This window comes from Streptomyces sp. NPDC059957 (assembly GCF_042730015.1).
In the GTDB taxonomy this organism is placed as follows: Bacteria; Actinomycetota; Actinomycetes; order Streptomycetales; family Streptomycetaceae; genus Streptomyces.
Genome location: NZ_JBHWMB010000028.1, coordinates 94,118 through 101,492 on the forward strand (window position 1 = coordinate 94,118; position 7,375 = coordinate 101,492).

Sequence of the window (7,375 nt, forward strand, 5' to 3'; positions counted from 1 at the left end):
CCGTGCCCGGCTGGGCGGTGCCGGGCTTGATGGCCCGGAACACGGCGGTCCGCTCGCTGTCGGAGGGCTCGTCGTCGGCCGGGGCGGCCGGAGCCGGCGGCTTGACCGCCCGGAACACGGCCGTCCGCTCGCTGTCCTCCGCCTGGCCACCCGGAGCGGTCCCGGCACCGGAGCCGGGCTTGACCGCCCGGAACACGGCGGTCCGCTCACTGTCGGAGGGCTCGCCGGAGCCGGTGCCACCAGCGGTACGCGGGTCACCGGAGCCGGCCGGGGTCCGCGGAGGCGTCTGGCCGCCCGGGGTCCCCTGGTTGCCCGGGGCGCCCGCGGGGGCCCGGGTTCCCGGAGCGCCCGAAGCACTCGGGGCCACCTGACCGCCCGGGGTCGTCTGGTTGCCCGGGGTGCTCGCGGAGGGCCTGGGGGCCGGAGCCGCCGGGGCGCCCGGAGCACTCGGAGGCACCTGGCCGCCCGAGGTCGGCTGGTTGCCCGGGGCGCTCGTAGAGGGCCGGGGGGCCGAAGCCGCCGGGGTGCCCGAGGCGCCCGGAGCACCCGGAGTCGCCGAAGGAGCCGGGGTGCCGGCGGAGCCCCGGGGGCCCGAAGAGGCCGGGTTACCCGGGGTCGCCGGAGTGCCCGGCGCAGCCGGCGTGGCCGGGGCCTGGCCGGAGGCCGGGGTGGCCGGGGCCTGGCCGGAGGCCGGGGTGGCCGGGGCCGGGGTGCCGGAGGCCGAGGTGGCCGGGGCCTGGCCGGAGGCCGAGGTGGCCGGGGCCGGGGTGCCGGAGGCCGAGGTGCCGGAGGCCGAGGTACCCGAAGCCGAGGTGCCGGAGGCCGAGGTACCCGAAGCCGAGGTGCCGGAGGCCGAGGTACCGGAGGCCGAGGTACCCGAAGCCGAGGTACCCGAAGCCGAGGTACCCGAAGCCCGGGTACCCGAGGCCGGGGTAGCCGAAGCCCGGGTACCCGAAGTAGAGGTGCCCGAGGCCGAGGTGCCCGACGTCGAAACCGAAGCCGAAGTGCCCGAAACCGGGGTGCCGGAGGACGGGGTGCCCGACGCCGAAGCCGAAGCCGGAGTACCCGAGGCCGGGGTACCGAAGGCAGACGCGCCCGAAGCCGGGGTACCGGAGGGCGGCGCAGCCGAGGCCGGGGTGACCGGCATGCGGATCACGGCCGTGCGGTCGCTGTCGGCGGGGTCGGTGGGGGTGGCCGTGGGCTCGCCGGAGCGTGCCGAAGCGGAACCTGCCGGGCGGCCGGTGGCGGCCTGCGGCGGCGTGACCGTACGGAACACCGCGGTGCGCTCGCTGTCGACCTGGTCCGAGGCGCCGCGTGCCCGGTCGGCGCCCGAAGCGGAATCCGCGGGAAGCCCCGTACCGGCCGGCGGGGTCGCTGTGCGGAACGAGGCCGTACGGTCGCTCCCGGCCGACCCGGCGGCAGCCGCGGACTCGCCCGGGGCCGAACCCGCGGAAGGGTCCGCGTCGGCCGGAGGGGTCACGGCACGGAAGGCCGTCGTACGGTCGCCGCCCGCAGGCGTGCCCGAGGAGCCGACCCCAGAAGCGGAACCGGAAGACGGCTGCTGGTCGGCGGCTGCCGGAGGTGTCGCGGTACGGGACGAGGCCGCGCTCCCACCATCGACGGCGGCGGCGCGGGCACCCGAGGCACCCGCACGCCCGGAAGCGGAATCGGATTCGGAAGCGGCGTCAGGGTCAGCCGGAGCGGACGCAAGGGACTTGGCGGCCGGGGGCGTCACGGTGCGGAACACCGCCGTGCGCTCGCTCTCGACCGAGCCTGCGCCGGCGGACCCGCCACCCCCGGACCCCGAAGCGGAATCCGACGCCGAACTCGAGCCAGGAGCCGAACCCTCGGCATCGGCATCGGCATCGGCATCAGCAGCGGGATCCGCATCCGCGGGGAGGGCTTCGGAGACCTCGGTCTCCGCGCCCGGCGCGCCCGGCGCGGCCGGAGCGGCCGGCGCGGCCGGAGCGGCCGGAGCGGCCGGCGCGTCGGACGGCTCGTCCCCGGAGGGCGAGGTCTCCGCCGTGGCCACCCACGCGGCCACCGCGTCTCGCAGCGGATCGCGGTCCGCGGACCCGTCCTCCGAGTCCCTCGGGCGGAACAGCGACGCCCTCGGGTCACGCCCCTCGGACGACTCCGTCGTCCCCGACGTTCCTTCATCAACCGACTTGTCGGGGGACTCGCCCGCCACCAGTTCCTCCTCGTTCGCCTTCACGTCCGGCTGTCCGAATGTCTAACAGTGTCCCGTCTAGGGGGCATCGCCCCCGTGCTAGACGAGAACGACATAGCTGACGGTTCCCGCACAAAGCGGCCAGGCACTCTCGACAGATGAATGTGAGAGGCGTCACCCTGTCACTCATCCACGCGGGGAGGCATGGATGGGCAAGAGCCGCAGAACGATTCCGGAGGAGCTTTTGCTGCTCGCCTTGGACCCGGCCACGGGTACCACGGCGCAGCCGCAGTCGCTCGACCTCGGCCTGGCCGGGGCACAGCTAGTGGAGCTGGCTCTGGCAGGACGGATAGCCCCTGATGGGGATCGTATCGCCGTGGTGATGCCACGGCCGACAGGAGATCCGACTCTGGACTCCGCACTGGAACTGCTGCGCAGGCGCGGCAGCCCGGTTCGGGCGGTCCACTGGATCGGCGGACCCCGACTGGGGCTCCGTCAGATTTACCTCGCTCACCTGGAGCGTTGCGGCATGGTTCATGCCGTCGCGGGCCAGATGTGCGGGGTGCTGCCGACGACTCGCTACCAAGCGACCGACACAGCGATCAGCCGGGAGATCCGTGGCCGGCTGGACAGTGCGATCCGCACCGGTGTACCGCCGGACCCGCGGACCGCGGCGCTTGCCGCTCTGGCCCACGCGGTCGGACTCGGCAAGCACCTGTACCCCGGCAACGAGGGGCGGTCGTCCAGGTCCCGGCTCCGGGACCTGATCCGGCACGACCCGATGGGCGGACTGGTGGCGCACGCCGTCATGGACGTCCAGAACGGCGTGGCCGCACAGCCGCGCCGTGACCGGGCACCGGCCCAGCCCGCAAGGGCAACGGCGGCAGCCGCTGCGCTGCAGCCGCGCCGGACCGGTGCGATGGCCCGCGCGGCCGCGCACTGATCCACCGGCGGGGCAGGCAGCACAACGCAGTACACGCACCACCCGCAACACCAGCAACACCGCAGCACACGTAACGCCATCACCGTGGCCGGCGTCCCCAGGACCCGGCCCGGAAGCCGCCAGCGCGCGGGGTGGCGAGGCCGGTACGCCGGCCCCGCCGCCCCGCGCGTTTGCTTTTCCGGGCCGTTCCCCAGCGAGGTCACACGCTTCGGTGGCAGTCTGCTCAGCATCAGACACGCAGAGAGACAGCACGAGAAGAAGGCGGAGGTGCCGTTCACGTGGCGTCCAATGTCAATCCCACCGTCCGACGCCGCCGACTGGGCATGGAGTTGCGCAAACTGCGCGAGGACAAAGGCATGACGGCCGAGCAGGTCGCGGAACGCCTGCTCGTCTCCCAGTCGAAGATCAGCCGGCTGGAGAACGGCCGCCGTTCCATCAGCCAGCGCGACGTCCGCGATCTGTGCGACGTCTACGAGGTCGAGGACAGGCGGCTCGTCGACTCCCTCATGCAGATGGCCAAGGATTCCCGCCAGCAGGGCTGGTGGCACGCCTTCGGCGACATCCCGTACAGCGTCTACATCGGCCTGGAGACGGACGCCGCCAGCCTGCGCACCTACGAACCCCTGGTGATCCCGGGCCTGCTCCAGACCCCGGAGTACGCCCAATCGCTCGTCCGCGGCGCGTGGCCGGAGACGGCTCCCGTCGACGTGGAGAAGCGCGTCCAGGTCCGGATGCACCGCCAGAAGCGGCTGCACGAGACCGAGAACAGCAATCCCGAGATCGGTCCGCTGCGCCTGTGGGCGGTGATCGACGAGGCCGCCCTGCGGCGGCACGTGGGCGATGCGCAGCTCATGATCCGCCAGCTCGAGTTCCTGATAGAGCAGTCGGAGAAGCCGCACGTCACGGTCCAGGTGATGCCCTTCTCGGTGGGAGCCCACCCGGGCGTCAACGGCCAGTACGCCATTCTGGAATTCCCGGACGCCTCGGACTCGACGGTGGTCTACATCGAAGGCGTGACGAGCGACCTGTACCTGGAAAAGGCCAACGACGTCCAGAAATACAGCGTGATGTACGAACATCTGCGTGCACAGGCCCACAACGTGGACCAGACGAGGCAGTTCATCGCGCAGATCATCGAGGACTTCGCAGGCAAGGGTTAGTGGGGTCCAGCGAAAAGGCCGGTACGGTACACCGTCACTCCCCGGCGGCAGAAGACCTGAATGGAATATGCCACTCGGTCGGGTGAACGCCCCCTTCGCACAACGGGAGCTGCGGGTAGCGTCGATCACGTCAGCCGGAGCAATGGCCGACATGACACCGGAACCACTCGCTGAACCGGAGAGAAACATGGCTATTCGTCAAGGTGCAACGGAAAACTGGACCAAGTCCTCGTACTCCGCCAACGGCGCCTGCGTCGAGGTCAAGTCCCCCGTCATGGAAACCATCGCGGTCCGCGACTCGAAGGCGCAGGACGGTCCGTCCCTCACCTTCGCGCCCGGCTCCTGGACCTCGTTCGTCACCGAGGTGACCGAGGGCCGTCTGGGACGCCTCGCCTGAACGTCGAGGCGACCCTCCCGACCCGCCGTCACACGACAAGCGCCACCCGCTCCACAGCACCACCAGAAGCACCTGCACAACCAGCACCACCTGCACCACTGACTGGAGCCCTCTCGACCGGCCCGCCGTCGCCTGCCGAGGGGGCTCGGCCATGTCCGGAAGCCCTCCCGGGCCACCGGACCACCGAGCCCCCGGACTCCCGGACTCCCGGACTACCTCAACTGGTCGACGTACCGGTCCGTCCCCGGCACCGTCGGGATGAAGGGCGCCACCAGCTCCACCCGCCCCAGCCCCGACTCCGCGACCTCCGCGTCCAGCCCCTGGAACCGGTCCCAGCAGCTGCGCGGGTCGTCCTCCAGGAACCACAGCAGGGTCAGCCGGGTATCGACCCCCTCCACCTGCTTGACGTACGTCATCCGGTCCCCGGGCAGCGGCGTCGGCCGGAAGACCGTGACCATCGCGGCCGGTGAACCGGCCAGCCGCTTCGGCAGGGCGCGCGAGCGCAGCCACTCCAGCAGTTCGGCCCGCTGCTCCGGGCCCTCGGCGTCGACGACCTGGACGACGAGCCCGCCGTACGGGTGGTCGAGGGCGTGGAAGTCGCGGGGGCCGGCGGCGCCGTCCCGGTAGACGGTGGCCTCGTGGTCCTGGAACGCGGTGAAGACGTGGGTGCGGTCCTGGTAGACCCGGCCGTCGCGGTTGAGGCGCTTGTTGATGCCGACGGTCCACTTCATGTGCTCGTCGTAGCGGCCCTCGGTGACCCAGTACGTGGAGATGTAGCACCCGGCGGTCACGGGCTGCGCCACGGCCGACTTCTCCGGGTAGCGCAGCTCCTGGAGCTCGCGGGTGGCGACCCAGCGGCGGCCCGCGTACATCCAGGGCATGGCCATGGCGCCGGCGTAGTAGTGGTCGTCCTCGTACCAGCGGTTGTACGCGAACTCGTGGCCCGGGTGCGGTTCGACCATGGTGATCAGCGCGTGGCCGGGGTGGACTCCGTAGGGGCCGACCGAGGCGAGCTCGGCATAGTCGTCGGCCCGGGTGTTCCGCTCGTCTGCTGTCATGGGAATGGGTCTAGCTGATGCAACGTCAGATAGGGAGCCCCTGGCGGCCGTTCAATATCCGATCCGATACATAGGTGCCATCTACACCTTCCCGCCGTTACGATGCGCGCACCCGCCTCCCGAAGGAGACCCCGTGCCCGTCTCAGCGCCTGCCTCCACCGCTCCGCCGCCCTTCGCCGCCAGGATCCGTACGACCGCCCCCTCCGCCGTCCGCGAGATACTCGCCGTCACCGCCCAGCCCGGCATGATCTCCTTCGCCGGCGGCCTGCCCGCGCCCGAACTCTTCGACACCGAGGGCCTGCGGGCCGCGTACGACGCCGCCTTCGCGCGGTCCGCCCGCCGCGCCCTCCAGTACTCGACCACCGAGGGCGCCCCCGAACTGCGCGCGGCGGTGGCCGCCCGGATCGACCGGCGGGGGCTGGCGACCACCGGGGACGACGTGCTGATCACCACCGGCTCCCAGCATGGCCTCCATCTGCTCACGACCGCGCTGATCGAACCGGGCGACGCGGTGCTCGTCGAGAACCCCACCTACCTGGCGGCGCTCCAAGGCTTCCACCTCGCCGGCGCCCGGGTCATCCCCGTCCCCTGCGACGACGAGGGCATCCTCCCGGACGCGCTGGCGGAACTCGTCGCCCGCGAACGCCCCAAGCTCCTCTACACGATCCCCACCTTCCAGAACCCGACCGGCCGCACCCTCCCCGCCGCCCGACGCGCGGAGATCGCGGCGCTCGCGGCCCGGCTCGGACTGTGGCTGCTGGAGGACGACCCGTACGGAGACCTCCGCTACGAGGGACACGACCTGCCCTGGCTCGCCGCGCACCCGGGAGCCGAGGACCGCACCGCGCTCCTCGGCAGCTTCTCGAAGGTGATGGCCCCCGGCCTCCGGCTCGGCTGGCTGCGCGCCCCGGCGGCGCTGCTGCGCGGGGCGGTGCTCGCGAAGCAGACGGCGGACCTGCACACCTCGACGGTGGACCAGCTGGCGGCGGCGGAGTACCTGCGGACGGCCGACCTGGACGCGCACGTGGCCGGGGTCCGCGATGCGTACCGGATACGGCGCGACGCCCTCCTGTCGGGCCTGGCCGCCGCGCTGCCGGCGGGCTCCACGTGGAACCGGCCGGAGGGCGGCATGTTCGTCTGGGCCCGCCTTCCCGAAGGCCATGACGCGATGCCCCTGCTCCGCGCGGCAACCTCCCGGGGTGTCGCCTTCGTTCCCGGGGCCCCCTTCTTCGCGGCGGCCCCGGACCCGCGGACCCTGCGCCTGTCGTTCACGACGCACACCCCGACCGAGATCGAGGAGGGCCTACGCCGCCTGTCCGCGTAGCCGCGCAGCCGCGCAGCCGCCTGCCGCGGCTAGCCCGCCGGGCCGCTCGCCTGCCCGCGGCCCGACTGCCCGACTTGCCCAGCTGCCGGCTGCCCAGCCGCCCGGCGGCCTGCCCGCCTGCCGCTGCCAGGCGGCCCGGTCGGCCCTGCGGGTGGTCGGCCCTGCGGGTGGTCGGCCCTGCGGGTGGTCGGCCCTGCGGGTGGTCGGCCCTGCGGGGCGAAGTCCCCTACCCGCCCTTCCACCGTTCCCAGGGCCGGCCCTGACCCGGTCCTCAAACGCCGGACGGGCTGAAAGCGGGGGCCCCGGGCTGCGCCCGGACCCCT

6 protein-coding genes and 1 pseudogene are annotated in these 7,375 nt (G+C 72.8%); 5 read left to right on the plus strand and 2 right to left on the minus strand.

Translation table 11 applies throughout. From position 1 onward, the window contains the following. Positions 1-367: pseudogene (locus ACFWBW_RS20395) on the minus strand (hypothetical protein); the annotation flags it as partial. Between the two features lie 31 nt (positions 368-398). Between ACFWBW_RS20395 and ACFWBW_RS20400 the strand changes: the two are divergent. From ACFWBW_RS20400 to ACFWBW_RS20415, 4 genes are all read left to right on the plus strand, one after another. Next, complete coding sequence (locus ACFWBW_RS20400; RefSeq protein ID WP_385374365.1) at positions 399-2,237, plus strand: hypothetical protein; 1,839 nt, start codon at positions 399-401, stop codon at positions 2,235-2,237. Between the two features lie 141 nt (positions 2,238-2,378). Continuing rightward, on the plus strand, positions 2,379-3,113 hold the full coding sequence (locus tag ACFWBW_RS20405) for a GPP34 family phosphoprotein (RefSeq protein WP_385374366.1): 735 nt from the start codon (positions 2,379-2,381) through the stop codon (positions 3,111-3,113). Positions 3,114-3,391: 278 nt separating this feature from the next. Beyond that, on the plus strand, positions 3,392-4,273 hold the full coding sequence (locus ACFWBW_RS20410) for a helix-turn-helix transcriptional regulator (RefSeq protein WP_266878421.1): 882 nt from the start codon (positions 3,392-3,394) through the stop codon (positions 4,271-4,273). A gap of 187 nt (positions 4,274-4,460) precedes the next feature. Continuing rightward, the gene (locus tag ACFWBW_RS20415; RefSeq protein WP_385374368.1) at positions 4,461-4,670 is read left to right on the plus strand and encodes a DUF397 domain-containing protein; all 210 of its coding nucleotides are present in this window, start codon (positions 4,461-4,463) and stop codon (positions 4,668-4,670) included. A 212-nt stretch (positions 4,671-4,882) separates the two neighbouring features. Here ACFWBW_RS20415 and ACFWBW_RS20420 read toward each other — a convergent pair whose 3' ends face one another. Further along, positions 4,883-5,728: a hypothetical protein gene (locus tag ACFWBW_RS20420; RefSeq protein WP_385374370.1), complete on the minus strand. Its 846-nt coding sequence runs from the start codon at positions 5,726-5,728 to the stop codon at positions 4,883-4,885. A 133-nt stretch (positions 5,729-5,861) separates the two neighbouring features. Between ACFWBW_RS20420 and ACFWBW_RS20425 the strand changes: the two genes are divergently transcribed. Beyond that, positions 5,862-7,052 carry a PLP-dependent aminotransferase family protein gene (locus ACFWBW_RS20425; protein WP_385374372.1) on the plus strand — a complete coding sequence of 397 codons (1,191 nt, stop codon included), beginning with the start codon at positions 5,862-5,864 and terminating at the stop codon, positions 7,050-7,052. Positions 7,053-7,375 lie beyond the last annotated feature (323 nt).